The organism is Streptomyces sp. H27-D2 (assembly GCF_035828615.1).
Lineage (GTDB): Bacteria > Actinomycetota > Actinomycetes > Streptomycetales > Streptomycetaceae > Streptomyces.
Genome location: NZ_JAYMZR010000062.1, coordinates 1 through 24,133, shown reverse-complemented (window position 1 = coordinate 24,133; position 24,133 = coordinate 1). Strand labels below are relative to the sequence as shown.

General features: G+C 65.6%; 37 protein-coding genes. 36 read left to right on the top strand and 1 reads right to left on the bottom strand.

Annotated features, from left to right (window positions below; genetic code table 11):
- The first annotated feature begins 75 nt into the window (after window positions 1–75).
- From rpsL to tuf, 4 genes are all read left to right on the top strand, one after another.
- Window positions 76–447, top strand: a complete 372-nt coding sequence (rpsL, locus tag QMK28_RS22525) for a 30S ribosomal protein S12 (RefSeq protein ID WP_326440825.1) — start codon at window positions 76–78, stop codon at window positions 445–447.
- Window positions 448–918: a 30S ribosomal protein S7 gene (rpsG, locus tag QMK28_RS22520; RefSeq protein WP_326440823.1), complete on the top strand. Its 471-nt coding sequence runs from the start codon at window positions 448–450 to the stop codon at window positions 916–918.
- 38 nt (window positions 919–956) lie between these two features.
- A complete protein-coding gene (gene fusA / locus QMK28_RS22515; RefSeq protein ID WP_326440821.1) occupies window positions 957–3,092 on the top strand; it encodes an elongation factor G in 2,136 nt (711 codons plus the stop codon).
- A 214-nt stretch (window positions 3,093–3,306) separates the two neighbouring features.
- Window positions 3,307–4,500 carry an elongation factor Tu gene (tuf, locus tag QMK28_RS22510; RefSeq protein ID WP_326440819.1) on the top strand — a complete coding sequence of 398 codons (1,194 nt, stop codon included), beginning with the start codon at window positions 3,307–3,309 and terminating at the stop codon, window positions 4,498–4,500.
- Window positions 4,501–4,537: 37 nt separating this feature from the next.
- On the opposite strand, the gene QMK28_RS22505 is transcribed toward tuf, so the two are convergent.
- Window positions 4,538–4,984 carry a hypothetical protein gene (locus QMK28_RS22505; protein ID WP_326440817.1) on the bottom strand — a complete coding sequence of 149 codons (447 nt, stop codon included), beginning with the start codon at window positions 4,982–4,984 and terminating at the stop codon, window positions 4,538–4,540.
- A 563-nt stretch (window positions 4,985–5,547) separates the two neighbouring features.
- On the opposite strand from QMK28_RS22505, the gene rpsJ reads away from it, so the two are divergent.
- The 32 genes from rpsJ (at window position 5,548) to truA (ending at window position 23,875) form a co-directional block, all read left to right on the top strand.
- Window positions 5,548–5,856, top strand: a complete 309-nt coding sequence (rpsJ, locus tag QMK28_RS22500; protein WP_014054162.1) for a 30S ribosomal protein S10 — start codon at window positions 5,548–5,550, stop codon at window positions 5,854–5,856.
- A 14-nt stretch (window positions 5,857–5,870) separates the two neighbouring features.
- A complete protein-coding gene (rplC, locus tag QMK28_RS22495) occupies window positions 5,871–6,515 on the top strand; it encodes a 50S ribosomal protein L3 (protein WP_326440814.1) in 645 nt (214 codons plus the stop codon).
- 7 nt (window positions 6,516–6,522) lie between these two features.
- Entirely contained in the window at window positions 6,523–7,200 is a 678-nt protein-coding gene (gene rplD, locus QMK28_RS22490) for a 50S ribosomal protein L4 (RefSeq protein WP_326440812.1), read from the top strand.
- Entirely contained in the window at window positions 7,200–7,532 is a 333-nt protein-coding gene (gene rplW, locus QMK28_RS22485; RefSeq protein WP_326440810.1) for a 50S ribosomal protein L23, read from the top strand. The genes rplD and rplW overlap by 1 nt, the downstream gene beginning before the upstream one ends.
- A gap of 39 nt (window positions 7,533–7,571) precedes the next feature.
- Window positions 7,572–8,408, top strand: a complete 837-nt coding sequence (gene rplB / locus QMK28_RS22480; RefSeq protein ID WP_326440808.1) for a 50S ribosomal protein L2 — start codon at window positions 7,572–7,574, stop codon at window positions 8,406–8,408.
- Between the two features lie 12 nt (window positions 8,409–8,420).
- Window positions 8,421–8,702, top strand: coding sequence for a 30S ribosomal protein S19 (gene rpsS, locus QMK28_RS22475; protein WP_326440806.1), 282 nt, complete (start codon window positions 8,421–8,423; stop codon window positions 8,700–8,702).
- Between the two features lie 43 nt (window positions 8,703–8,745).
- Window positions 8,746–9,093 carry a 50S ribosomal protein L22 gene (gene rplV / locus QMK28_RS22470; protein ID WP_326440861.1) on the top strand — a complete coding sequence of 116 codons (348 nt, stop codon included), beginning with the start codon at window positions 8,746–8,748 and terminating at the stop codon, window positions 9,091–9,093.
- A complete protein-coding gene (gene rpsC / locus QMK28_RS22465; RefSeq protein WP_326440804.1) occupies window positions 9,093–9,938 on the top strand; it encodes a 30S ribosomal protein S3 in 846 nt (281 codons plus the stop codon). The genes rplV and rpsC overlap by 1 nt, the downstream gene beginning before the upstream one ends.
- A gap of 5 nt (window positions 9,939–9,943) precedes the next feature.
- The gene (rplP, locus tag QMK28_RS22460; RefSeq protein WP_326440802.1) at window positions 9,944–10,363 is read left to right on the top strand and encodes a 50S ribosomal protein L16; all 420 of its coding nucleotides are present in this window, start codon (window positions 9,944–9,946) and stop codon (window positions 10,361–10,363) included.
- The gene (rpmC, locus tag QMK28_RS22455) at window positions 10,363–10,587 is read left to right on the top strand and encodes a 50S ribosomal protein L29 (protein ID WP_326440800.1); all 225 of its coding nucleotides are present in this window, start codon (window positions 10,363–10,365) and stop codon (window positions 10,585–10,587) included. The genes rplP and rpmC overlap by 1 nt, the downstream gene beginning before the upstream one ends.
- Window positions 10,587–10,868 (top strand): 30S ribosomal protein S17, encoded by a 282-nt coding sequence (gene rpsQ / locus QMK28_RS22450; protein WP_326440798.1) that lies wholly within the window; start codon window positions 10,587–10,589, stop codon window positions 10,866–10,868. The genes rpmC and rpsQ overlap by 1 nt, the downstream gene beginning before the upstream one ends.
- A gap of 91 nt (window positions 10,869–10,959) precedes the next feature.
- Window positions 10,960–11,328, top strand: coding sequence for a 50S ribosomal protein L14 (gene rplN / locus QMK28_RS22445; RefSeq protein WP_030368406.1), 369 nt, complete (start codon window positions 10,960–10,962; stop codon window positions 11,326–11,328).
- Window positions 11,329–11,331: 3 nt separating this feature from the next.
- A complete protein-coding gene (rplX, locus tag QMK28_RS22440) occupies window positions 11,332–11,655 on the top strand; it encodes a 50S ribosomal protein L24 (protein ID WP_326440794.1) in 324 nt (107 codons plus the stop codon).
- A complete protein-coding gene (rplE, locus tag QMK28_RS22435; protein WP_326440792.1) occupies window positions 11,655–12,212 on the top strand; it encodes a 50S ribosomal protein L5 in 558 nt (185 codons plus the stop codon). Before rplX ends, rplE begins: the two co-directional genes overlap by 1 nt.
- A gap of 2 nt (window positions 12,213–12,214) precedes the next feature.
- Entirely contained in the window at window positions 12,215–12,400 is a 186-nt protein-coding gene (locus tag QMK28_RS22430) for a type Z 30S ribosomal protein S14 (RefSeq protein ID WP_003948630.1), read from the top strand.
- A 273-nt stretch (window positions 12,401–12,673) separates the two neighbouring features.
- Window positions 12,674–13,072: a 30S ribosomal protein S8 gene (rpsH, locus tag QMK28_RS22425; protein WP_326440789.1), complete on the top strand. Its 399-nt coding sequence runs from the start codon at window positions 12,674–12,676 to the stop codon at window positions 13,070–13,072.
- Window positions 13,073–13,094: 22 nt separating this feature from the next.
- Window positions 13,095–13,634 carry a 50S ribosomal protein L6 gene (gene rplF / locus QMK28_RS22420; RefSeq protein WP_326440788.1) on the top strand — a complete coding sequence of 180 codons (540 nt, stop codon included), beginning with the start codon at window positions 13,095–13,097 and terminating at the stop codon, window positions 13,632–13,634.
- Between the two features lie 3 nt (window positions 13,635–13,637).
- Window positions 13,638–14,021 (top strand): 50S ribosomal protein L18, encoded by a 384-nt coding sequence (gene rplR, locus QMK28_RS22415; protein WP_326440786.1) that lies wholly within the window; start codon window positions 13,638–13,640, stop codon window positions 14,019–14,021.
- A 47-nt stretch (window positions 14,022–14,068) separates the two neighbouring features.
- Window positions 14,069–14,671 carry a 30S ribosomal protein S5 gene (gene rpsE / locus QMK28_RS22410; RefSeq protein WP_326440784.1) on the top strand — a complete coding sequence of 201 codons (603 nt, stop codon included), beginning with the start codon at window positions 14,069–14,071 and terminating at the stop codon, window positions 14,669–14,671.
- Window positions 14,671–14,853, top strand: a complete 183-nt coding sequence (gene rpmD, locus QMK28_RS22405) for a 50S ribosomal protein L30 (RefSeq protein ID WP_326440782.1) — start codon at window positions 14,671–14,673, stop codon at window positions 14,851–14,853. The genes rpsE and rpmD overlap by 1 nt, the downstream gene beginning before the upstream one ends.
- A gap of 1 nt (window position 14,854) precedes the next feature.
- The gene (gene rplO, locus QMK28_RS22400; protein ID WP_326440780.1) at window positions 14,855–15,310 is read left to right on the top strand and encodes a 50S ribosomal protein L15; all 456 of its coding nucleotides are present in this window, start codon (window positions 14,855–14,857) and stop codon (window positions 15,308–15,310) included.
- 566 nt (window positions 15,311–15,876) lie between these two features.
- On the top strand, window positions 15,877–17,190 hold the full coding sequence (secY, locus tag QMK28_RS22395) for a preprotein translocase subunit SecY (protein WP_326440778.1): 1,314 nt from the start codon (window positions 15,877–15,879) through the stop codon (window positions 17,188–17,190).
- The gene (locus QMK28_RS22390) at window positions 17,190–17,846 is read left to right on the top strand and encodes an adenylate kinase (protein WP_326440776.1); all 657 of its coding nucleotides are present in this window, start codon (window positions 17,190–17,192) and stop codon (window positions 17,844–17,846) included. Before secY ends, QMK28_RS22390 begins: the two co-directional genes overlap by 1 nt.
- A gap of 189 nt (window positions 17,847–18,035) precedes the next feature.
- Window positions 18,036–18,872: a type I methionyl aminopeptidase gene (gene map / locus QMK28_RS22385; protein ID WP_326440774.1), complete on the top strand. Its 837-nt coding sequence runs from the start codon at window positions 18,036–18,038 to the stop codon at window positions 18,870–18,872.
- A gap of 131 nt (window positions 18,873–19,003) precedes the next feature.
- The gene (infA, locus tag QMK28_RS22380; RefSeq protein ID WP_014047798.1) at window positions 19,004–19,225 is read left to right on the top strand and encodes a translation initiation factor IF-1; all 222 of its coding nucleotides are present in this window, start codon (window positions 19,004–19,006) and stop codon (window positions 19,223–19,225) included.
- Window positions 19,226–19,279: 54 nt separating this feature from the next.
- Window positions 19,280–19,393 carry a 50S ribosomal protein L36 gene (gene rpmJ / locus QMK28_RS22375; protein WP_326440770.1) on the top strand — a complete coding sequence of 38 codons (114 nt, stop codon included), beginning with the start codon at window positions 19,280–19,282 and terminating at the stop codon, window positions 19,391–19,393.
- 205 nt (window positions 19,394–19,598) lie between these two features.
- Complete coding sequence (gene rpsM / locus QMK28_RS22370) at window positions 19,599–19,979, top strand: 30S ribosomal protein S13 (RefSeq protein WP_326440768.1); 381 nt, start codon at window positions 19,599–19,601, stop codon at window positions 19,977–19,979.
- Between the two features lie 67 nt (window positions 19,980–20,046).
- The gene (gene rpsK, locus QMK28_RS22365; RefSeq protein ID WP_009715860.1) at window positions 20,047–20,451 is read left to right on the top strand and encodes a 30S ribosomal protein S11; all 405 of its coding nucleotides are present in this window, start codon (window positions 20,047–20,049) and stop codon (window positions 20,449–20,451) included.
- Between the two features lie 26 nt (window positions 20,452–20,477).
- A complete protein-coding gene (gene rpsD / locus QMK28_RS22360) occupies window positions 20,478–21,104 on the top strand; it encodes a 30S ribosomal protein S4 (RefSeq protein ID WP_326440765.1) in 627 nt (208 codons plus the stop codon).
- Window positions 21,105–21,224: 120 nt separating this feature from the next.
- Complete coding sequence (locus tag QMK28_RS22355) at window positions 21,225–22,247, top strand: DNA-directed RNA polymerase subunit alpha (protein WP_010473911.1); 1,023 nt, start codon at window positions 21,225–21,227, stop codon at window positions 22,245–22,247.
- 93 nt (window positions 22,248–22,340) lie between these two features.
- A complete protein-coding gene (rplQ, locus tag QMK28_RS22350; RefSeq protein ID WP_326440761.1) occupies window positions 22,341–22,853 on the top strand; it encodes a 50S ribosomal protein L17 in 513 nt (170 codons plus the stop codon).
- A gap of 170 nt (window positions 22,854–23,023) precedes the next feature.
- Entirely contained in the window at window positions 23,024–23,875 is an 852-nt protein-coding gene (gene truA / locus QMK28_RS22345) for a tRNA pseudouridine(38-40) synthase TruA (protein WP_326440759.1), read from the top strand.
- The last annotated feature ends 258 nt before the right edge of the window (window positions 23,876–24,133 follow it).

Below are 24,133 nucleotides of genomic sequence, written 5' to 3'. Positions count from 1 at the left end.
ATTCGACACGCCCGACCGCGTGGGTCGGCGGTGTACCAGGTTAGTTTTATCGGCACAACAGAAACCGGAGAAACGGTGCCTACGATCCAGCAGCTGGTCCGAAAGGGCCGACAGGACAAGGTCGAGAAGAACAAGACACCCGCCTTGGCGGGGTCTCCGCAGCGTCGGGGCACGTGCACGCGCGTCTTCACGACCACCCCGAAGAAGCCCAACTCGGCGCTCCGCAAGGTGGCGCGAGTGAAGCTGAGCAGTGGTATCGAGGTCACCGCCTACATTCCGGGCGAGGGTCACAACCTTCAGGAGCACTCGATCGTGCTCGTGCGCGGTGGCCGTGTGAAGGACCTGCCGGGTGTTCGTTACAAGATCATCCGTGGCTCGCTTGACACCCAGGGCGTCAAGAACCGCAAGCAGGCCCGTAGCCGCTACGGCGCGAAGAAGGAGAAGTAAATGCCTCGTAAGGGCCCCGCAACAAAGCGCCCGGTCATCATTGACCCGGTCTACGCTTCTCCTCTGGTCACGTCGCTCATCAACAAGGTCTTGATGAACGGCAAGCGCTCCACCGCTGAGCGCATCGTTTACGGCGCCCTCGAAGGCGTGCGCGAGAAGACCGGCACCGACCCGGTCATCACGCTCAAGCGTGCCCTCGAGAACGTGAAGCCGACCCTTGAGGTCCGCTCACGTCGCGTCGGCGGCGCCACCTACCAGGTGCCGATCGAGGTCCGCCCCGGTCGCTCCTCCACTCTCGCGCTGCGCTGGCTCGTGGGTTACTCCCGCGCCCGCCGTGAGAAGACCATGACCGAGCGCCTGATGAACGAGCTGCTGGACGCCAGCAACGGTCTCGGCGCCTCCGTCAAGCGTCGCGAGGACACGCACAAGATGGCCGAGTCGAACAAGGCCTTCGCGCACTACCGCTGGTAGTCACTACCCACATCGAAACCGAGAGAAGACTGAGCCTTATGGCCACCACTTCGCTTGACCTGGCCAAGGTCCGCAACATTGGGATCATGGCCCACATCGACGCGGGCAAGACGACGACCACCGAGCGGATTCTGTTCTACACCGGTGTGAGCTACAAGATCGGTGAAGTCCACGACGGCGCAGCCACGATGGACTGGATGGAGCAGGAGCAGGAGCGCGGCATCACGATCACGTCGGCCGCGACCACCTGCCACTGGCCGCTGAATGATGTCGATCACACGATCAACATCATCGACACCCCGGGCCACGTCGACTTCACGGTCGAGGTGGAGCGTTCGCTCCGCGTGCTCGACGGTGCCGTCACGGTGTTCGACGGCGTTGCCGGTGTCGAGCCGCAGTCCGAGACCGTGTGGCGTCAGGCGGACCGCTACGGCGTGCCGCGTATCTGCTTCGTCAACAAGCTCGACCGCACCGGCGCCGAGTTCCACCGTTGCGTCGACATGATCGTCGACCGCCTCGGTGCGGTGCCGCTGGTCATGCAGCTGCCGATCGGTGCCGAAGGCGACTTCAAGGGCGTCATCGACCTCGTGGCGATGAAGGCTCTGGTCTGGAACGTCGAGGCTGCCAAGGGCGAGATGTACGACGTCGTCGACATCCCGGCCACGCACACCGAGGCGGCCGACGAGTGGCGCGCCAAGCTGCTCGAGACCATCGCTGAGCACGACGACCAGATGATGGAGCTGTATCTGGAGGGGCAGGAGCCCGACCAGGAGCAGCTCATGGCCGCGATCCGCCGCGCCACCATCGCGTCGACGCACACCGAGAACAAGGGTCAGCCCACCTTCACCCCGGTGTTCTGCGGCACCGCGTTCAAGAACAAGGGCGTTCAGCCCCTGCTCGACGCGGTCGTGCGCTACCTGCCCTCTCCCCTTGACGTCGAGGCCATCGAAGGCCACAGCGTCAAGGACCCGGAAGAGGTCGTCAGGCGCCTGCCGTCCGAGGACGAGCCGTTCTCCGGTCTTGCTTTCAAGATCGCGAGCGACCCGCACCTCGGCAAGCTCACCTACGTCCGGGTGTACTCCGGCCGCCTCGAGACCGGCACTTCGGTGCTGAACTCGGTCAAGGGCAAGCGGGAGCGCATCGGGAAGATCTACCGCATGCACGCGAACAAGCGGGAAGAGATTCCGGGCGTCGGCGCCGGCGACATCATCGCCGTCATGGGCCTGAAGCAGACCACCACCGGTGAGACGCTGTGCGACGAGAAGCAGCCGGTCATCCTGGAGTCCATGGACTTCCCGGCCCCGGTCATTCAGGTCGCCATCGAGCCCAAGTCCAAGGGTGACCAGGAGAAGCTGGCTGTCGCCATCCAGCGCCTCGGCGACGAGGACCCCTCGTTCCAGGTCTACTCCGACGAGGAGACCGGCCAGACCATCATCGGTGGTATGGGCGAGCTCCACCTCGAGGTGCTCGTCGACCGCATGAGGCGCGAGTTCCGCGTCGAGGCGAACGTCGGCAAGCCCCAGGTCGCCTACCGCGAGACGATCAACAAGACCGTCGAGCGGATCGACTACACGCACAAGAAGCAGACTGGCGGCACAGGCCAGTTCGCCAAGGTGCAGATCATGATCGAGCCGATTACGGGCGGCGACGCCTCGTACGAGTTCGTCAACAAGGTCACCGGTGGCCGCATCCCCCGTGAGTACATCCCCTCGGTGGACGCGGGCGCGCAGGAAGCCATGAAGTTCGGCATCCTGGCCGGCTACGAGATGGTCGGCGTCCGCGTGACGCTGCTCGACGGCGGCTACCACGACGTCGACTCCTCGGAGCTGGCGTTCAAGATCGCCGGTTCGCAGGCGTTCAAGGAAGGCGCGCGCAGGGCGAGCCCCGTGCTGCTCGAGCCGATGATGTCCGTTGAGGTCATCACGCCCGACGACTACATGGGCGACGTCATCGGCGACCTCAACTCCCGCCGTGGACAGATTCAGTCCATGGAGGAGCGCAGCGGCGCCCGGGTCGTCACCGCCCTGGTCCCGCTGTCGGAGATGTTCGGTTACGTGGGAGACCTGCGTAGCAAGACCTCCGGTCGCGCGAGCTACTCCATGCAGTTCGACTCCTACGCCGAGGTTCCGCGGAACGTCGCCGAGGAGATCATCGCGAAGGTCAAGGGCGAGTAGCGGCGCTCCAGCAGCGTCGCTCTGGCCTTAGGCTGGACGGCAGGCCACGGGGGCATACCCTCGCGTTCCGTAAGGAGTGCGGCGGGTGCCCCGGTGGCCGGCACCTAATCCGCGGGTTGACCTCGTAAGACCCTTCGGGGTCCTTACCGACCCGGTAAAGATCACCTGGCGCCGATGAAGCAAGGCGTACAGAACCACTCCCAGGAGGACCCCAGTGGCGAAGGCGAAGTTCGAGCGGACTAAGCCGCACGTCAACATCGGCACCATCGGTCACATTGACCACGGTAAGACGACGTTGACCGCGGCGATTACCAAGGTGCTGCACGACGCGTACCCCACCCTTAACGAGGCTTCGGCCTTCGACCAGATCGACAAGGCGCCGGAAGAGCGTCAGCGCGGTATCACCATCTCCATCGCGCACGTCGAGTACCAGACGGAGACGCGTCACTACGCGCACGTCGACTGCCCCGGTCACGCGGACTACATCAAGAACATGATCACCGGTGCCGCCCAGATGGACGGTGCGATCCTCGTGGTCGCCGCGACCGACGGTCCGATGCCGCAGACCAAGGAGCACGTGCTCCTGGCCCGCCAGGTAGGCGTGCCTTCCGTCGTCGTCGCGCTGAACAAGGCCGACATGGTCGACGACGAGGAGATCCTGGAGCTCGTCGAGCTCGAGGTCCGCGAGCTGCTCACTGAGTACGACTACCCGGGTGACGACATTCCCGTCATCAAGGTGTCGGCGCTCAAGGCGCTCGAGGGCGACGAGGTCTGGGGCCAGTCGGTCCTGGACCTGATGGCCGCCGTCGACGAGTCGATCCCGACTCCGGCGCGTGACGTCGAGAAGCCGTTCCTCATGCCGATCGAGGACGTCTTCACGATCACCGGTCGTGGCACCGTCGTCACCGGTCGTATCGAGCGTGGCATCCTCAAGGTCAACGAGACTGTCGACATCGTCGGCATCAAGGAGACCAAGACGACCACCACGGTCACCGGTATCGAGATGTTCCGCAAGCTGCTCGACGAGGGCCAGGCGGGCGAGAACGTCGGTCTGCTCCTCCGTGGCATCAAGCGCGAGGACGTCGAGCGCGGCCAGGTCATCATCAAGCCGGGTACGGTCACGCCGCACACGAGCTTCGAGGCCCAGGCCTACATCCTGTCGAAGGACGAGGGTGGCCGTCACACCCCCTTCTTCAACAACTACCGCCCGCAGTTCTACTTCCGTACCACGGACGTGACCGGCGTCGTTACCCTCCCCGAGGGCACCGAGATGGTCATGCCGGGCGACAACACCGTCATGACGGTCGAGCTGATTCAGCCCGTCGCCATGGAGGAAGGCCTCAAGTTCGCCATCCGTGAGGGTGGACGGACCGTGGGCGCCGGCCAGGTCACCAAGATCAACAAGTGATCTGAGCTCCTCGGAGCACCGCACCATCGCGTTTGCGTCACCGCATGCGCACCAACCCGAGGGCCTCGCCCCACCGTTCGCGGTGGAGCGGGGCCCTCGGGCTTTTCGCCGCGCCGATCCCGCGGCCCCGGTCGGCGTCGTCCTCGGGGTTGCCCAGGCTCGTCTGGCCGCCGAACGGCCCGTCCGGCGAGCGCTCCTCCAGCAGCGTGATCTCGCGGGTGTTCGGGCCTGCCTGTCCCTGGAGGGCCGAGAAGCGCAGCGCGAACAGCAGCCGCCTGCCGCTGTCGTCCCGGACCGCGCTGAGCGCCGGGGCGAGCGGGCCGCCGCCCAGGTCGTGCGGCGGCCCCCAGCAGCCGCTGCCGGGAGTGGTCTCCCGCCGGCGGACGGCCCGCAGGCCCAGCACCCCGAAGACGGTGAGCCGGCCGCTCGGGTCGGCGTCCGCGGCGGGCCGGGCGCCGGGCCCGGCGCCCGATGAGACGCTCAAGGGGGTGGCGCTCCGTCCGCGTACGCGCGGCGGGGGCGTCCCGTACTGCGTTCCGAAATGTTGCGTTCCGGATAGATTGACCTTGAGCGGGGCATTCCGGTTGCGATGTGCGGGTGCCGAATCAGTGACGGGTGGTGCGGTGGGGTACCCTCACCGGCTGATTGGCGCGGACTGCGCCCCATATGGCACACTGACCAGGTTGCTCGGTTGAGTGCCGATGCTGCGCGCCTCCCGTCGGGAGGACTGGAAGCTAGTCCCGCAGTACTCGTCGTCCCGCGTTTCTCCTCTCAAGGGGAGCGGGGGCGGAAGTACGGGAATCTTCCGGGAAGCTCAGCGCGGAGCTCCACCAGGCTCCTGGTGGGTGTCTTCCCCCAGCTGCGAGTGATCGCAGTCCGCACGTTCGCGGTTTTGTCGCCGCACCCCTTCGCAGGGAAATCTCCTCCGGAAAGTTTCGGGAGAGAGCGCGACACGCCCGACCGCGTGGGTCGGAGGAGGCGGCGGTTCGCACGAGCCGCGGTCCACCAGGTCCAGAGCGTTACGAGAGACAGGACTACGAAGTAGCCATGGCGGGACAGAAGATCCGCATCCGGCTCAAGGCCTACGACCATGAGGTCATCGACTCCTCGGCGAAGAAGATCGTCGAGACGGTGACCCGCACTGGTGCGTCGGTCGCAGGCCCGGTGCCGCTGCCCACTGAGAAGAACGTGTACTGCGTCATCAAGTCGCCGCACAAGTACAAGGACGCGCGCGAGCATTTCGAGATGCGCACACACAAGCGCCTGATCGACATCCTCGACCCGACGCCCAAGACCGTTGACTCGTTGATGCGCCTGGACCTTCCGGCCGGCGTTGACATCGAGATCAAGCTCTGAGAGGCGCGGAGAAGATGGCAAAGCAGATCAAGGGCGTCCTGGGCGAGAAGCTCGGCATGACCCAGGTCTGGGACGAGAACAACCGTGTCGTCCCAGTCACAGTTGTCAAGGCAGGTCCGTGCGTCGTGACGCAGGTCCGCACCAACACTACTGACGGCTACGAAGCCGTTCAGATCGCGTTCGGTGTGATTGACCCGCGCAAGGTGAACAAGCCCCTCAAGGGCCACTTCGCGAAGGCCGATGTCACCCCCCGTCGCCACCTGGTGGAGCTTCGTACCGCTGACGCCAGCGAGTACACGCTCGGCCAGGAGATCACGGCCGCGACTTTCGAGTCCGGCGTGAAGGTCGACGTGACCGGCAAGAGCAAGGGCAAGGGCTTCGCCGGTGTCATGAAGCGTCACAACTTCAAGGGCCTCGGCGCCGGACACGGCACCCAGCGCAAGCACCGCTCGCCTGGCTCCATCGGTGGCTGTGCCACCCCGGGCCGCGTGTTCAAGGGCATGCGGATGGCCGGTCGTATGGGCAACGAGCGGGTAACCACTCAGAACCTGACCGTTCATGCCGTTGACGCGGAGAAGGGCCTGCTCCTCATCAAGGGAGCGGTTCCTGGTCCGAACGGCGGCCTCGTCCTGGTCCGTACCGCGGCCAAGGGGGCCTGAGGTAACGATGAGCACCATTGACATCCTTTCGCCGGCAGGTGACAAGACCGGGACCGTCGAGCTTCCCACCGGGATCTTCGACGTACAGGTCAGCATTCCGCTGATCCACCAGGTCGTTGTCGCTCAGCTGGCCGCTGCCCGACAGGGCACGCACAAGACCAAGACTCGTGGCGAAGTCCGCGGCGGTGGCAAGAAGCCGTACCGCCAGAAGGGCACCGGCCGCGCCCGTCAGGGCTCGACCCGCGCTCCGCAGTTCGTCGGCGGTGGCGTCGTCCACGGCCGAGTGCCGCGTGACTACTCGCAGCGGACCCCGAAGAAGATGAAGGTCGCCGCTCTGCGCGGTGCCCTCTCGGACCGGGCCCGCAACAGCCGCATTCACGTCGTCACCGGCGTGATCGAGGGCGCGACAGTCTCCACCAAGGCCGCGAAGTCCCTGCTGGGCAAGATCAGCGAGCGCAATCACGTGCTCCTGGTCGTCGACCGCAGTGACGAGGCCGCGTGGCTGTCCGCACGCAACCTGCCCCAGGTTCACATCCTGGAGCCGGGCCAGTTGAACACGTACGACGTGCTCGTCTCTGACGACGTGGTCTTCACGCAGGCCGCTTTCGAGCGCTTCGTGGCCGGAACGGTCGCGTCGGGCAAGGCTGTCGCCTCCGAGGCTGAGCTCGAAGGGAGCGAAGCCTGATGACCGCGGTAACCGCACCGGTTTCCATCAGCAAGACCTACACGGACCCCCGTGACATCCTGGTCAAGCCGGTGGTCTCCGAGAAGAGCTACGCGCTGCTCGACGAGAACAAGTACACGTTCATCGTCGACCCGACCGCCAATAAGACCCAGATCAAGCAGGCCGTGGAAGCGGTCTTCTCGGTCAAGGTCACAGGGGTCAACACGATCAACCGTCAAGGTAAGCGCAAGCGCACCAAGACCGGTTTCGGCAAGCGCAAGGACACCAAGCGCGCCATCGTGACCCTCGCTGAGGGCGACCGAATCGACATCTTCGGCGGCCAGGTCTCCTAACGGAGTCCGAGTCGTCCGAAATCGGACGAGGACTGAGAAATGGGTATCCGCAAGTACAAGCCGACGACCCCGGGCCGTCGTGGCTCCAGCGTCGCCGACTTTGTCGAGATCACGCGGTCCACGCCGGAGAAGTCGCTGGTCCGCCCTCTGCACAGCAAGGGCGGCCGTAACAACGCCGGTCGTGTGACCGTTCGCCACCAGGGTGGTGGCCACAAGCGCGCCTATCGCGTGATCGACTTCCGTCGTCACGACAAGGATGGCGTTCCGGCCAAGGTCGCTCACATTGAGTACGACCCCAACCGCACCGCCCGCATCGCGCTGCTGCACTACGCAGACGGCGAGAAGCGCTACATCCTTGCCCCGGCCAAGCTGGTCCAGGGCGACCGGGTTGAGAACGGCCCCACGGCCGACATCAAGCCGGGCAACAACCTCCCGCTGCGCAACATCCCGGTGGGTACGACCATCCACGCAATCGAGCTGCGTCCCGGCGGCGGCGCGAAGATCTCCCGTTCCGCGGGTGCTTCGGTCCAGCTGCTGGCGAAGGAGGGCCCCATGGCCACCCTTCGTATGCCGTCAGGTGAAGTCCGCCTGGTCGACGTTCGCTGCCGCGCCACTGTTGGCGAGGTCGGCAACGCCGAGCAGTCGAACATCAACTGGGGCAAGGCCGGCCGTATGCGCTGGAAGGGCGTTCGCCCGACCGTTCGCGGTGTCGCGATGAACCCTGTCGACCACCCGCACGGTGGTGGTGAGGGTAAGACCTCCGGTGGTCGCCACCCGGTCTCCCCGTGGGGTCAGAAGGAGGGTCGTACTCGCTCGCCGAAGAAGGCAAGCAGCAAGTACATCATCCGCCGCCGCAAGTCGAACAAGAAGCGCTAGGAGCAGGTTTAGATGCCGCGCAGTCTTAAGAAGGGGCCCTTCGTAGACGGACACCTCATCAAGAAGGTGGACGTCCAGAACGAAGCCAGTACCCATAACGTCATCAAGACCTGGTCCCGGCGCTCGATGATCATCCCGGCCATGCTGGGTCACACCATCGCGGTGCACGACGGCCGTAAGCACGTCCCGGTGTTCGTCACCGAGTCGATGGTCGGTCACAAGCTCGGCGAGTTTGCGCCGACCCGCACCTTCCGTGGCCACGAGAAGGACGACCGCAAGTCGCGTCGTCGCTGATCAGCGGAGTGTGAAGACCATGACAGACACCGAAGGGACAACCATGGAAGCCAGGGCCCAGGCGCGGTACATCCGCGTCACGCCCATGAAGGCCCGCCGCGTGGTGGACCTTATCCGTGGCATGGACGCCACGGATGCTCAGGCAGTCCTGCGTTTCGCCGCGCAGGCCGCGAGCGTGCCGGTCGGCAAGGTGCTTGACAGTGCCATTGCCAATGCCGCGCACAACTACGATCACCCCGACGCCGGCAGCCTCGTCATTTCTGAGGCGTACGTCGACGAGGGCCCGACCCTGAAGCGGTTCCGTCCGCGTGCACAGGGCCGTGCCTACCGGATCCGCAAGCGGACCAGCCACATCACCGTGGTCGTCAGCAGCAAGGAAGGAACCCGGTAATGGGCCAGAAGGTTAACCCCCACGGGTTCCGGCTCGGCATTACCACGGACTTCAAGTCCCGTTGGTACGCCGACAAGCTGTACAAGGACTACGTCAAAGAAGACGTCGCCATTCGTCGCATGATGTCCAAGGGCATGGAGCGGGCCGGCATCTCGAAGGTTGAGATCGAGCGCACCCGTGACCGCGTCCGTGTCGACATCCACACCGCGCGTCCGGGCATCGTGATCGGCCGCCGCGGTGCGGAGGCCGACCGCATCCGCGGCGAGCTGGAGAAGCTGACCGGCAAGCAGGTTCAGCTCAACATCCTCGAGGTCAAGAACCCCGAGGTGGACGCTCAGCTGGTGGCCCAGGCCGTCGCCGAGCAGCTCTCCTCGCGTGTCTCCTTCCGTCGTGCCATGCGTAAGAGCATGCAGAGCACGATGAAGGCCGGCGCCAAGGGCATCAAGATTCAGTGCGGCGGTCGCCTCGGCGGCGCCGAGATGTCCCGCTCGGAGTTCTACCGCGAGGGCCGTGTGCCCCTGCACACCCTGCGTGCGAACGTGGACTACGGCTTCTTCGAGGCCAAGACCACCTTCGGCCGCATCGGTGTGAAGGTCTGGATCTACAAGGGCGATGTCAAGAACATCGCCGAGGTCCGCGCCGAGAACGCCGCAGCCCGTGCCGGCAACCGTCCGGCCCGTGGTGGTGGCGCGAGCGACCGCCCGGCCCGTGGCGGTGCCGCCCGTGGTGGCGAGCGTGGCGGTCGCGGCCGTAAGCCGCAGCAGCAGCCCGGTGCGGAGGCCCCCAAGGCCGACGCTCCCGCCGCTGCCGCTCCGGCTGCCGAGTCCACCGGAACGGAGGCCTGACCGACATGCTGATCCCTCGCAGGGTCAAGCACCGCAAGCAGCACCACCCGAAGCGGTCGGGTATGGCCAAGGGCGGAACCGAGCTCGCTTTCGGCGAGTACGGCATCCAGGCGGTTACCCCGGCTTACGTGACGAACCGTCAGATCGAGTCGGCGCGTATCGCGGTCACTCGCCACATCAAGCGTGGCGGAAAGGTCTGGATCAACATTTATCCGGACCGCCCCCTCACGAAGAAGCCTGCTGAGACCCGCATGGGTTCCGGTAAGGGTTCGCCCGAGTGGTGGATCGCGAACGTCAAGCCCGGTCGGGTGATGTTCGAGCTGTCCTACCCGAACGAGAAGGTCGCTAAGGAGGCGCTTACCCGCGCCGCCCACAAGCTTCCGATGAAGTGCCGGATTGTCCGGCGCGAGGCAGGTGAGTCGTGATGGCGGCCGGTACCAAGGCGACCGACTTGCGTGAGCTGGGCGACGAGGAACTCCTCGCCAAGCTGCGCGAGGCCAAGGAAGAACTGTTCAACCTCCGCTTCCAGGCGGCGACCGGGCAGCTCGAGAACCATGGCCGACTCAAGGTCGTCCGCAAGGACATCGCCCGGATCTACACCCTGATGCGCGAGCGCGAGCTGGGCATCGAGACGGTGGAGAGCGCCTGATGAGCGAGAAGAATGTGACTGAGACCAACGAGCGCGGCTTCCGCAAGACCCGTGAGGGCCTTGTCGTGAGCGACAAGATGGACAAGACCGTAGTGGTCGCTGTCGAAGACCGTGTCAAGCACGCGCTCTACGGCAAGGTCATTCGCCGCACGAACAAGCTCAAGGCCCACGACGAGCAGAATGCTGCCGGCGTCGGCGACCGTGTCGTCATCATGGAGACGCGGCCGCTGTCGGCGAGCAAGCGCTGGCGCATCGTCGAGATCCTCGAGAAGGCCAAGTAAGTAGTTCCGTCAGGCTCGGTGGGGAGCCTGCTCGCTCCATATAGGGCGGTCAGCTCCCCACCGGGAACCGGCAGACGATCAGGAGATAGACGTGATCCAGCAGGAGTCGCGACTGCGTGTCGCCGACAACACGGGTGCCAAGGAAATTCTGTGCATCCGCGTTCTCGGTGGCTCCGGTCGACGCTACGCGGGAATCGGTGACGTCATCGTGGCCACCGTCAAGGATGCGATCCCCGGTGGCAACGTGAAGAAGGGCGATGTCATCAAGGCTGTCATCGTGCGCACCGTGAAGGAGCGCCGGCGGCCCGATGGCTCGTACATTCGTTTCGACGAGAACGCAGCAGTTGTTCTCAAGAACGATGGCGACCCCCGCGGCACCCGTATCTTCGGCCCGGTGGGCCGAGAGCTGCGCGAGAAGAAGTTCATGAAGATCGTCTCGCTCGCGCCGGAGGTGCTGTAACCGATGAAGATCAAGAAGGGTGACCTGGTCCAGGTCATCACCGGCAAGGACAAGGGCAAGACGGGCAAGGTCGTTCAGGCCATCCCGACTGAGGACCGTGTTCTGGTCGAGGGTGTCAACCGGGTCAAGAAGCACACCAAGGCCGGCCAGACCGCCCGTGGTTCCAAGACCGGCGGCATTGTGACGACCGAGGCCCCGATTCACGTCAGCAACGTTCAGCTGGTCGTGGAGAAGGACGGCAACAAGGTTGTCACGCGCGTCGCTTACCGCTTCGACGACGAAGGCAACAAGATCCGCGTTGCCAAGCGGACCGGCGAGGACATCTGATGACTTCCACCATTGCGCCGCGTCTCAAGACGCGCTACCGCGAGGAGATCGCGGGCAAGCTGCGTGAAGAGTTCTCCTACGAGAACGTCATGCAGATCCCCGGTCTCACCAAGATCGTGGTCAACATGGGTGTGGGCGACGCAGCCCGCGACTCCAAGTTGATCGAGGGCGCCATCAAGGACCTCACCACGATCACCGGTCAGAAGCCGTCCGTCACCAAGGCCCGCAAGTCGATCGCGCAGTTCAAGCTGCGCGAAGGGCAGCCCATCGGCTGCCACGTCACCCTCCGCGGTGACCGCATGTGGGAGTTCCTGGACCGGACCCTGTCGCTCGCGCTGCCCCGCATCCGCGACTTCCGTGGTCTGTCGCCGAAGCAGTTCGACGGCCGCGGTAACTACACCTTCGGTCTCACGGAGCAGGTCATGTTCCACGAGATCGACCAGGACAAGATCGACCGGGCCCGGGGCATGGACATCACCGTGGTCACCACGGCTTCCAACGACGACGAGGGCCGTGCCCTGCTTCGTCACCTCGGCTTCCCGTTCAAGGAGAACTGACCGTGGCGAAGAAGGCTCTTATTGCCAAGGCCGCCCGCAAGCCCAAGTTCGGCGTGCGTGGTTACACGCGCTGCCAGCGCTGCGGCCGTCCGCACTCCGTTTACCGCAAGTTCGGCCTCTGCCGTGTGTGCCTTCGTGAGATGGCTCACCGCGGCGAGCTCCCGGGCGTGACCAAGAGCTCCTGGTAAGCACCCCTTCCCCCTCGGGGGACAGGGACTTCCAGGGCTCTCGGTAAGAATCTGGTAGGCGGTCGCCCCGCCCTCCGGTCTCCCGGCCGGCGTCCTTCCGAGGACGCTGGCGCGCGCGCCAGCAATGGTGCCGTAGGCTTGGAGGGTTGGGCGTCCGTCGCCCTAACCGTCTTACTACGCCGTAGGTCCCCGCACCGCACCCGTCCCGACTCTGATCGGGGAGAGGGATGGCGCATATAGGAAACCCCGGCGAGAGAGGCCGAAGGCCAATTCATGACCATGACTGATCCGATCGCAGACATGCTTACGCGTCTGCGAAACGCGAACTCGGCATACCACGACGACGTCGCGATGCCGCATAGCAAGATCAAGTCCCACATTGCGGAGATCCTCCAGCAGGAGGGCTACATCACCGGCTGGAAGGTTGAGGACGCCGAAGTCGGCAAGAACCTCACCCTTGAGCTGAAGTTCGGTCCGAACCGTGAGCGTTCGATCGCCGGCATCAAGCGCATCTCCAAGCCGGGCCTGCGGGTCTACGCGAAGTCCACCAACCTGCCGAAGGTTCTCGGCGGCCTGGGCGTGGCGATCATCTCCACGTCCCAGGGCCTCCTGACCGGCCAGCAGGCTGCCAAGAAGGGCGTGGGTGGGGAAGTCCTCGCCTACGTCTGGTAACTCGGGAACGGAGGAATAGCCAATGTCGCGAATTGGACGGCTGCCCATCCAGGTTCCCGCCGGTGTGGACGTCACCATTGATGGCCGCACGGTCGCGGTAAAGGGTCCCAAGGGCTCCCTTTCCCACACTGTTGCCGCGCCTATTGATGTCGCAAAGGGCGAGGACGGCATCCTCGAGGTGTCTCGCCCGAACGACGAGCGTCAGAACAAGGCCCTCCACGGCCTGTCCCGCACGCTGGTGGCGAACATGATCACCGGCGTGACCACGGGCTACAGCAAGGCACTCGAGATCAGTGGTGTCGGTTACCGCGTCCAGGCGAAGGGCTCCAATCTGGAGTTCGCCCTGGGCTACAGCCACCCCATTGTGATCGTGCCGCCGGAGGGCATCACCTTCAAGGTCGAGTCTCCGACCAAGCTGAGTGTCGAGGGTATCGACAAGCAGAAGGTCGGCGAGGTGGCCGCGAATATCCGCAAGCTGCGGAAGCCCGACCCGTACAAGGCCAAGGGTGTCAAGTACGCCGGCGAAGTCATCCGCCGCAAGGTCGGAAAGGCTGGTAAGTAAGCCATGACATATGGTGTGAAGATCGCGAAGGGTGACGCCCGCAGGGGTGCCGCTCTCAAGCGGCGCCACATTCGCGTGCGTAAGCGGATCTCCGGCACGCCGGAGCGTCCCCGCCTCGTGGTAACGCGTTCCAACCGTCACATGGTGGCGCAGGTCATCGACGACATCGCGGGCCACACGCTCGCGTCGGCGTCGACCCTCGACACCTCCATCCGTGGCGGCGACGCTGACAAGAGCGCCCAGGCCCAGCAGGTCGGCGCACTTGTCGCCGAACGTGCGAAGGCCGCCGGCATCGAGGCCGTCGTTTTCGACCGCGGTGGCAACCAGTACGCCGGGCGCATTGCCGCTCTGGCGGACGCCGCCCGCGAAGCCGGGCTGAAGTTCTAAAGCCCCGGTTCCGGAGCTAGCGGACGTAACAGAGAGAGGTAAATCCAATGGCTGGACCCCAGCGCCGCGGAAGCGGTGCCGGTGGCGGCGAGCGGACGGGCCGGAAGGGCCGTGACGGTGGCGGTGCTGCCGAGAAGACCGCGTACGTTGAGCGCGTCGTCGCGATCAACCGCGTCGCCAAGGTTGTCAAGGGTGGCCGTCGTTTCAGCTTCACCGCGCTCGTCGTGGTGGGCGATGGTGACGGCACCGTAGGTGTCGGATACGGCAAGGCCAAGGAAGTTCCCGCGGCCATCGCCAAGGGCGTTGAAGAGGCCAAGAAGAGCTTCTTCAAGGTTCCGCGTATCCAGGGCACCATTCCGCACCCGATCCAGGGCGAGAAGGCCGCAGGCGTTGTCCTGCTCAAGCCGGCTTCCCCCGGTACCGGCGTGATCGCCGGTGGCCCGGTGCGCGCCGTTCTGGAGTGCGCCGGCATTCACGACGTGCTGAGCAAGTCGCTCGGTTCGTCGAACCCGATCAACATCGTGCACGCCACGGTGACGGCTCTTCGTGGGCTTCAGCGCCCCGAGGAGATCGCCGCTCGTCGTGGTCTGCCGCTGGAAGACGTCGCCCCCGCAGCACTGCTGCGGGCGCGTGCCGGGGTGGGTCGCTAATGGCTCGCCTCAAGGTCACGCAGACCCGGTCGTTCATCGGTACAAAGCAGAACCACCGCGACACCCTGCGTTCGCTCGGGCTCAAGCGCCTGAACGACGTAGTCGTCAAGGAGGACCGTCCCGAGTTCCGCGGCATGGTGCAGACCGTGCGGCATCTCGTCACGGTAGAGGAGGTCGACTGATATGGCGGAGCAGAACCCGCTGAAGGTCCACAACCTCCGGCCCGCCCCAGGCGCCAAGACCGCCAAGACCCGTGTGGGCCGTGGCGAGGCGTCCAAGGGTAAGACCGCCGGTCGTGGCACCAAGGGCACCAAGGCTCGTAACCAGGTTCCCGCGCGCTTCGAGGGCGGGCAGATGCCCCTCCACATGCGCCTGCCGAAGCTCAAGGGCTTCAAGAACCCGTTCCGCACCGAGTTCCAGGTCGTGAACCTGGACAAGCTGACCGCGCTCTACCCCTCGGGTGGAGAGGTCACGATTGACGACCTGGTCGCCAAGGGTGCGGTGCGCAAGAACAAGCTCGTCAAGGTGCTCGGCACCGGCGAGATCGGCGTGGCGCTGCAGGTTTCGGTTGACGCCGTCTCCGGCTCCGCCAAGCTGAAGATCACCGCCGCCGGCGGGACCGTCACCGAGCTCGTCTAGTCGGAGACATCGCCGCCCGGAGAAATCCGAGCAGGTGGTATGTCGGTACGAAGGAGCCGGAAGCTTCCCTTTTGGGGAGGCTTCCGGCTCTTTTCGCGTTCGCCGGCCCAGCAGTTTCGGCGCCCGTCGGTTTCGGTCGCGGCGGCGGCAGGGCGGGTGGGCGCCCCGGCGGGCCCGCCCCGGGGCCCCGAGCGGCTCCGGCGAGCATCTGCGGTCCCTCCAGGGGCTCCTGACGGCCTCCAGGCCCGGCTGCGGGCCGCCACAGCCGGTCACGGACTGTCGCGTGGCCGTCGTGTGCCCTCTACAACCGGCGCGTGTCCCTCTATAGGCTGGCCCTCCTGGGCGGCCGAAAGGGCCTGCGGCAGGGCCCGTTGGGATCTGAGCGGGCGTGTGGGCACAGGCAACCTTCGCCGGTCGTTCCAAGGGGGGTGCGGTCGCCGGTAAGGTGGCGTGCACTGTTAATGTCCGTGCGGCCTGTGCCCGCACGGGTTTTGGCTGCTTAGTGTCCATCGATCCTCAAGACCCGTCACCCCCTGCGCAGAAGCGTGAGGGGCGCAGGAGGCACCGTGCTCACCGCGTTCGCCCGAGCGTTCAAGACGCCCGACCTGCGCAAAAAGCTGCTGTTCACGCTGGGCGTCATCGTGCTCTTCAGGCTCGGCGCGCACGTCCCGGTACCGGGAGTCAGCTACACGAACGTCGATACGTGCATGAAGGCGGCCAACGCCAACAACGGCCTCTTCGGCCTGGTGAACATGTTCAGCGGCGGCGCGCTGCTGCAGGTCACGATCTTCGCGCTCGGGATCATGCCGTACATCACGGCGAGCATCATCCTGCAGCTGCTGACCGTCGTGATCCCGCGACTCGAAGCCCTCAAGAAGGAGGGCCAGTCCGGCACGGCGAAGATCACGCAGTACACCCGCTACCTGACCGTGGCGCTGGCCGTACTACAGGGCACAGGGGTGGTGGCGGCCGCGCGCACCGGCGCGCTGTTCCAGAACTGCCCGGTCGCCGACCAGATCGTGCCCAACCATTCGATCTTCACTCAGACCACGATGGTGATCACGCTGACCGCGGGCACCGCGGCGGTGATGTGGCTCGGCGAGCTGGTCACCGACAAGGGCATCGGCAACGGCATGTCGATCCTGATGTTCGTCTCGATCGCGGCCGGTTTCCCCGGTGCGCTCTGGGCGATCAAGCAGCAGGGCAAGATCATGGAGGGCTGGGTCGAGTTCATCGTGGTCATCGCGGTGGGCCTGGCGATGGTCGCGCTGGTCGTCTTCGTCGAGCAGGCGCAGCGCCGGATCCCGGTGCAGTACGCGAAGCGCATGATCGGCCGCAGGTCCTATGGCGGTACGTCCACGTACATCCCGCTGAAGGTGAACCAGGCGGGCGTGATCCCCGTGATCTTCGCCTCTTCGCTGCTCTACATCCCGGCTCTGATCGTCCAGTTCAGCGGCTCGAAAGCCGGCTGGGCGAACTGGGTCAGCCAGAACCTCACCACCGGTGACCACCCGGTTTACATCGCCACGTACTTCCTGCTGATCGTTTTCTTCGCCTTCTTCTACGTCGCCATCTCCTTCAACCCCGAAGAAGTTGCCGACAACATGAAGAAGTATGGTGGCTTCGTCCCGGGTATCCGGGCAGGTCGGCCCACGGCGGAGTACCTGAGCTACGTGCTCAACCGCATCACGTGGCCCGGATCGCTCTACCTGGGTCTGATCGCTCTGGTGCCCACCGTCGCATTGGCGGGCTTCGGCGCCAACCAGAACTTCCCGTTCGGCGGGACCAGCATCCTGATCATCGTGGGTGTCGGTCTTGAAACGGTGAAGCAGATCGAGAGCCAGCTTCAGCAGCGCAACTACGAAGGGTTCCTCCGCTGATGCGAATCGTCCTCGTCGGGCCGCCTGGCGCCGGCAAGGGTACGCAGGCCGCGTACCTAGCCGAGAACCTCTCGATCCCGCACATCTCCACGGGCGACCTCTTCCGCGCGAACATCAGCCAGGGCACTCCGCTCGGGCAGCAGGCGCAGGAGTACATGAAGTCCGGCCGGCTGGTGCCCGACGAGGTCACCATCGGCATGGCACAGGACCGGATGGAACAGCCGGACACCTCCGACGGCTTCCTGCTGGACGGCTTCCCGCGCAACCTCCGGCAGGCCGAGGTGCTCGACGAGATCCTTCAGTCGAAGGGCCAGAAGCTCAACGCGGTGCTCGACCTCGAAGTCCCCGAGGAAGAGGTCGTCAAGCGGATCGCCGGGCGGCGGACGTGTCGTACGGACAGCAGCCACACCTTCCACGTGATCTACAGCCCGCCGAAGGCCGAGGGTGTCTGCGACACCTGCGGCGGCGAGCTCTACCAACGCGAGGACGACAGTGAGGACACCGTCCGCAAGCGCCTGGAGGTCTACCACAGCGACACCGAGCCGATCGTCGACTACTACAAGGCCCAGGGCCTGGTCGTCACGATCTCGGCGCTCGGCAAGGTCGCCGAGGTGACCCGGAAGGCGATGGACGCGATCCTGCCGAAGGCGGCCTGAGCGCGGACGGTACTCGGCACCTCGGGTATCAGCACCTCAAGGATCAGTACCTCAAGTAACGGCCGCGGTGTCCGATGGGCGCCGCGGCCGTACTGGTGTGCAGCACCCCGAATACGGCCGCGGTGTCCGATGGGCGTCGCGGCCGTACTGTTGTCCAGGTAAGGCAGTCGAGAACGCGGAAGGCATTTGATGGTGGAGCTCAAGACCCCGGAACAGATCGCGAAGATGCGCGAGGCGGGGCTGGTCGTGGCGAAGGTGCACGAGGCCACCCGCGCGGTGGCCGTCCCGGGGGCCACCACCAAGGATCTGGACGACGCGGCCCGCAAGGTCCTCGCCGAGCACGGCGCCAAGTCGAACTTTCTCGGCTACGGCGGCTTCCCGGCGAGCATCTGCACCTCGGTCAACGACATCGTGGTGCACGGCATCCCGGACACCGTGACCGTGCTGAAGGACGGCGACGTCATCTCGATCGACGCCGGAGCGGTCATCGACGGCTGGCACGGCGACGCGGCTTTCACGGCTTTCGTCGGCACCGGTCACGCTCCGGAGCTGCATGAGCTGAGCCGGGTGACCGAGGAGTCCATGTGGGCCGGCATCGCGGCGGTCAAGCAGGGCAACCGGCTCGTCGACATCTCGAAGGCGATCGAGGGCTACATCCGTCGCCAGCCCCGGCCTGCCACCGGTAAGTACGGGATCATCGAGGACTACGGCGGCCACGGCATCGGCAGCGCGATGCACATGGACCCGCATCTGCTGAACTACGTGGACCGCAAGCGCGGCCGCGGGCCGAGGCTGGTGCCGGGGTTCTGCATCGCCATCGAGCCGATGGTGAGTCTGGGCACCGCCAAGACGTACGTCCTCGAGGACGACTGGACGGTCAAGACGAACGACGGCACCTGGTCCAGCCACTGGGAGCACTCCATCGCGCTGACCGAACAAGGTCCGCTGGTGCTGACCGCGGTGGACGGCGGCAAGGCGAAACTGGCCGAGTACGGCGTACAGATCGCGCCCGACCCTCTAGCTTAACGATCTTCGCAGGTGGGCACACCTACAGGATTCGTCTTTCCCAGTGGGCTGACGTAGACTAACGCGTCGGCTCCCGCTTGCCTGCGTGCACGTCGAGAGCCGATCCAGGTAGCCGATTCGAAAGGCGAAGCGTGGCCAAGAAGCAAGGTGCCATCGAGATCGAGGGCACCGTGATCGAGTCTCTCCCGAACGCGATGTTCCGGGTAGAACTCCAGAACGGTCACAAGGTCCTCGCGCACATCAGCGGAAAGATGCGGATGCACTACATCCGTATCCTTCCTGACGACCGGGTCGTAGTGGAGCTGTCTCCCTACGACCTTACGCGCGGACGGATCGTCTACCGCTACAAGTAGATCTTGCCGGCATCCCCCTTCGGTGGGGTGTGGGCCTGACCCGGAGAACCTCCCATGAAGGTCAAGCCGAGCGTCAAGAAGATCTGCGACAAGTGCAAGGTGATCCGCCGTCACGGCGTGGTCATGGTCATCTGCGACAACCTGCGCCACAAGCAGCGCCAGGGCTGAAGCACGACCGGCATTTCCGCAGTTTTCGCGCGACGCCGAGCAAAACGTAAATACGCAGCAACCCGACCCCCCAGCGGTGAGTGATCACCGTCGTGGGGACGATACCCCCGGCCGGAGGCCGGGGACCCGAGCTCCCTCCAATGGACGGGAACACCCGGGAACGGTGCTGCGGTAGACCTCCGACAATCACCTGGAGCCACATCAAATGGCACGCCTCTCCGGCGTTGATCTCCCGCGCGAAAAGCGCGTGGAGGTTGCCCTCACTTACGTCTTCGGCATCGGTCGCACCCGTGCCCAGGAGGCCCTGAAGAGCACCGGTGTCCACCCGGACACCCGTGTTCGTGACCTGGCCGAAGAAGACCTGATCAAGCTGCGCGAGTACGTGGACGCCAATCTCAAGACCGAGGGTGACCTCCGTCGCGAGATTCAGGCCGACATTCGCCGCAAGGTCGAGATCGGCTGCTACCAGGGCCTGCGTCACCGTCGTGGACTTCCCGTCCACGGCCAGCGCACGAGCACCAACGCCCGCACCCGTAAGGGCCCGCGTCGCGCGATCGCCGGCAAGAAGAAGCCGGGCAAGAAGTAGTCCTATTCCGGACGCTGAACAGCGGTCCGTGCAGTAGGACCGACCACCTCCACAGGAGTTTTCACATATGCCTCCGAAGAGCCGTACGGCGGGCGCCAAGAAGGTGCGCCGCAAGGAGAAGAAGAACGTTGCCCACGGGCACGCTCACATCAAGAGCACGTTCAACAACACCATCGTCTCGATCACTGACCCGACCGGCAATGTGATCTCTTGGGCCTCGGCCGGCCATGTCGGCTTCAAGGGCTCGCGCAAGTCGACCCCGTTCGCCGCGCAGATGGCCGCTGAGTCGGCCGCTCGTCGCGCACAGGAGCACGGCATGCGCAAGGTCGACGTCTTTGTGAAGGGTCCCGGCTCCGGCCGTGAGACCGCGATCCGCTCGCTCCAGGCCACCGGCCTGGAAGTGGGTTCGATCCAGGACGTCACCCCCACGCCGCACAACGGCTGCCGCCCGCCCAAGCGCCGCCGCGTCTGACCAGCTGAAGTAGGAGACACAGAACTATGGCGCGTTATACCGGGGCCGACTGCAAGCGATGCCGTCGGGAGAAGCAGAAGCTGTTCCTCAAGGGCAGCAAGTGCGAAAGCGCAAAGTGCCCGATTGAGATCCGTCCTTACCCCCCGGGTGAGCACGGTCGCGGGCGCACGAAGGACAGCGAGTTCCTGCTGCAGAAGCGCGAGAAGCAGAAGTGCGCTCGCATCTACGGCGTGCTCGAGAAGCAGTTCCGCGGTTACTTCGTGGAGGCGAACAGGAAGTCCGGCAAGACCGGCGAAAACCTGCTCCGCATCCTCGAGACCCGCCTCGACAATGTGGTCTACCGGGCCGGCTTCGCCAAGTCCCGTGACCACGCCCGTCAGCTGGTCTGCCACGGTCACATCACCGTGAACGGCCGCAAGACGGACATCCCGTCGGCTCGCGTCGCCGCGAACGACATCATCGAGGTCCGCGAGTCCTCGCGCGAGATGACGCCCTTCGTGGTCGCTCGTGCCGAGGCCGGCGAGAAGACCGTGCCCGCGTGGCTCGAGTCGAACCCGTCGAAGCTCCGGATTCTCGTGCACTCCCTGCCCGAGCGCCAGGTCATCGACACCCAGGTGCAAGAGCAGCTGATCGTCGAGCTCTACTCCAAGTAGCAGCTTCGACTCTCTGAGGAACGGGCGACCCCGAGCAGCTAGGTATCTGCTCCCGGTCGCCCGTATCCTTGTTTTTGTCGGCATCAAATAGTGGGTGCCGAAGACAGAAGGAGAAACCCCATGCTGATCGCTCAGCGCCCCTCGCTGACCGAAGAGGTCGTCGACGAGTACCGCTCCAGGTTCGTCATCGAGCCGCTGGAGCCGGGCTTCGGCTACACCCTCGGCAACTCTCTGCGTCGCACGCTTCTCTCCTCGATCCCCGGTGCCGCTGTCACCAGCATCCGGATCGACGGCGTCCTGCACGAGTTCACCACCGTGCCGGGCGTCAAGGAAGACGTCACCGACCTCATCCTCAACATCAAGCAGCTCGTCGTCTCCTCGGAGCACGACGAGCCCGTCGTGATGTACCTGCGCAAGCAGGGCCCGGGCCTGGTCACCGCCGCGGACATCGCTCCGCCGGCCGGTGTCGAGGTGCACAACCCGGACCTGGTCCTCGCCACGCTGAACGGCAAGGGCAAGCTGGAGATGGAGCTGACCGTCGAGCGCGGTCGCGGCTACGTCTCCGCGGTCCAGAACAAGCAGCTGGGCCAGGAGATCGGCCGCATTCCGGTCGACTCCATCTACTCCCCGGTGCTCAAGGTCACGTACAAGGTCGAGGCGACCCGTGTCGAGCAGCGCACCGACTTCGACAAGCTGATCGTCGACGTCGAGACCAAGCAGGCCATGCGTCCCCGTGACGCCATGGCGTCGGCCGGTAAGACCCTGGTCGAGCTGTTCGGTCTGGCGCGCGAGCTCAACATCGACGCCGAAGGCATCGACATGGGCCCGTCCCCCACGGACGCCGCCCTGGCCGCCGATCTGGCGCTGCCGATCGAGGAGCTCGAGCTCACCGTTCGGTCGTACAACTGCCTCAAGCGCGAAGGCATCCACTCGGTGGGCGAGCTCGTGGCCCGCTCCGAGGCCGACCTGCTCGACATCCGCAACTTCGGTGCGAAGTCGATCGACGAGGTCAAGGCGAAGCTGGCCGGCATGGGCCTCGCGCTCAAGGACAGCCCGCCTGGATTCGACCCGACCGCCGCCGCCGACGCCTTCGGCGCCGACGACGACGCGGACGCCGGCTTCGTGGAGACCGAGCAGTACTGAGTCCCCGGACTCACCTGAACCTCGGTGGGGCGACCGCCCCACTGACCTGACACCGGTACCTGATACGGCCGGTGCAGACACAAGGAGAAACACATGCCGAAGCCCGCCAAGGGCGCCCGTCTGGGCGGCAGCGCTGCGCACGAGCGGCACCTGCTGGCGAACCTCGCCAAGCAGCTGTTCGAGCACGGCCGCATCACCACGACCGAGGCGAAGGCGCGTCGTCTGCGTCCGGTCGCGGAGCGTTTCATCACCAAGGCGAAGAAGGGCGACATTCACAACCGTCGCCAGGTGCTGCAGTCCATCACCGACAAGAGCATCGTGCACACGCTCTTCACGGAGATCGGCCCGCGGTACGAGAACCGTCCCGGTGGCTACACCCGTATCACCAAGATCGGTGGCCGTCGCGGCGACAACGCGCCGATGGCAGTCATCGAGCTGGTCGAGGCGCTGACCGTCAAGCAGAACGCCGTGGGCGAGGCCGAGGCCGCCACCAAGCGTTCCGCCAAGGACGCTGTCGGCGACGAGGCCGTCGCGGACCTCAAGAAGGACGAGGCCGTTGAGGCCAAGTCCGACGAGGCCCCGGCCGAGGAGTCCAAGGACGCCTGAAGCGTCTGACGACTTTCATCAGCTGGATTTGCGCCGGCTGATATGAACGGGCCCGCTCCCTGAATTGGGGGCGGGCCCGTTCGCGTTTGATGTCCGTGGGCGTTGACGCGTATGGATGTGTGCGGATGTGTTGCTGAGCGATGTGTGGATGAGCAGGAAAGGAATTTCTGGTGAGTGACGACGTAGCGGCCGGCGCCGTACGGCTGCGGCTGGACCTGTCGTACGACGGCAAGGACTTCTCGGGCTGGGCGCGCCAGCGCGAACAGCGCACGGTGCAGGGCGAGTTGGAGAGCGCGCTACAGACGGTGCTGCGGCTGCCGGCGGCGCCGTCCCTCACGGTGGCGGGGCGCACCGACTCCGGGGTGCACGCGCGCGGGCAGGTCGCGCACGTCGATCTGCCGGAGGAGCTGTGGGCAGAGCACCAGGAGAAGCTGATGCGGCGGCTCGCGGGGCGGCTGCCGAAGGACGTACGCGTCTGGAAGGTCGCGCCGGCCCCCGCCGGGTTCAACGCGCGCTTCGCGGCGGTCTGGCGGCGCTACGCGTACCGGGTGTGCGACAACCCCGGCGGCGTCGACCCGCTGCTGCGGGGCCATGTGCTGTGGGCGGACTGGCCGTTGGACGTGGATCTGATGAACCTGGCCGCCGAGAAGATGCTCGGCGAGCACGACTTCGCGGCCTACTGCAAGAAGCGCGAGGGCGCGACGACCATCAGGACCTTGCAGCAGCTGCACTGGGAGCGGACGCCGGACGGCCTGGCCGTCGCGACCGTGCGGGCCGACGCCTTCTGCCACAACATGGTGCGGGCGCTCGTCGGCGCGATGCTGGTGGTCGGCGACGGCCGGCGGCCGGTCTGCTTCCCGGCCGAAGTGCTGGCCGGCGGGGTGCGCCACTCGGCGGTGAACGTGGTGAAGCCGCACGGCCTCACACTGGAGGAAGTCGGGTACCCGGCCGACGAGTTGCTGGCCGCACGCAGCCGCGAGGCCCGCAATGTGCGGACGCTGCCGGGCAGCGGATGTTGTTGAGGGGGGCGGGCCGCGCGGGGGTGCCCTGTCGTGTAGTGTTCACCGAGTTGCCACAGAGCCCGCAAGGTTCTGCGGCGGCCACTCTCGCCGCACCGGCGGCACACTATTTGTGCAGGACCCCTGATCGGGATGTATTTCGGCATGCCGGAATGCAAATCGATTGACTCGGATGACTCGATTATGAGTCGCCGGGGGAATCCGCTAAAGTAGTGATCACGCCGGAAGGCGCGAAACAAGGCCCCGCAAGCGGCCGCTGGA